Raw genomic sequence first — 1283 nt, 5'->3', positions numbered from 1 at the left:
ACTACGATGTCAGCCTCAGTTACAACATCATTCAGAGTCACCAGATCAATATCTTTGATGATGAATGGTTTCAACATAGATTCATGCTATTTGAAGCTTTCACATTACCTTCACTGATGAATCAGTCAAATCAAAATTTCATTTGGTGTATCTTCATTGGTAGCAACATGCCATTACACCAAAAAGACAAATTAAAGAGCTTAACAAGCAGTTTTAAAAACATTCGATTAATTCCAACAAACACTAGTTGGTCATCGGAAAAAATTGAAGAAATTTTTCGAAGTGAGTATCCTGAGAAAAAGTTCATCATTACTAGCAGGATTGATGATGATGACCTTTGGAAACATAACTATATTGAAAGTGTCCAGAGTGAGATCTTATCAAAGAAAGACAACAAATTACTACTGACACACCCACTCGGTTATGAATATGTCATCGATGAAGTGTTTTCTGACAATCGCTATTATGAGAAACAGCTAACTAAATATCCAATTAGCTGCCTTGGTACATCTGTAAATGTACTTTCCACTATTGATAACTTAACAACATGTTTAGATGCCAGTCACAGTCAAATAAAAAGTTTTGCTGAAGAAAACAACATTAACTACATCGAAATCACGCCTGAAGTACCTATGTGGATATACATAAGGCATAAACAAGCTGACAGTTCTATAAAAAAATCCAAAGACTTCGATTTAATTGATGATAAGGTTATAAAGGAAGGTTTTGGTATAAATTGGTTATTACTTGAAGCCTACCTTAAAGAAGTTAAAAAATTCAAAAACGCAAAAAAAAGAATAATGAATGATAACTTGAAAGGTGTCAATACAAATACTGCTGACTCAAAAAGTAGTGCTCTTATTCAAGAGTGCAACATAACACTTTTAGGTCGCAATATTCTAGATTTTTCCAAAATATGGGAAGCACACTCTGGTAGCATAAAGCTTGATCAGGCAACTTGTCACGATGCCAAATTAATTATAAACTCAAAAGAAAAAAAGGCATATTTGATTTCATCAGATAAAGTCGGTAAAGCAATACCAAAAAACCTCGAAAAATATCTTACAAAAGATTTCCCTAGAAAAATAAGACTTAAATTCAAGTGCAAGCAAACAAAGACTGCATCATCTTTACACCTAAATCAATTTAACAACATTTCACTCATAGATTCCAAATCATTACAAATCAGAAATGGTATTAACTTTATCGACATTGACTTAAATGAAGAAGCTATATCGTACAAGTGGGTGTTAAGCTCAATTGGCGAAGGATCTATTGAGTTA

The 1283-nt window shown here is 32.6% G+C and carries 1 protein-coding gene; it reads left to right on the top strand.

Going from position 1 to position 1283, the window contains the following annotated elements:
- Nucleotides 1–26 precede the first annotated feature (26 nt).
- Nucleotides 27–1283, top strand: a 1257-nt coding sequence (locus KDK18_RS06775; protein WP_373691154.1) for a glycosyltransferase, incomplete at its 3' end; no start/stop codon positions are given.

This window comes from Endozoicomonas sp. SESOKO3, assembly GCF_024606255.1.
Note: the sequence above shows the minus strand (reverse complement) of the source record. Positions and strands in the feature narration are given on the sequence as shown.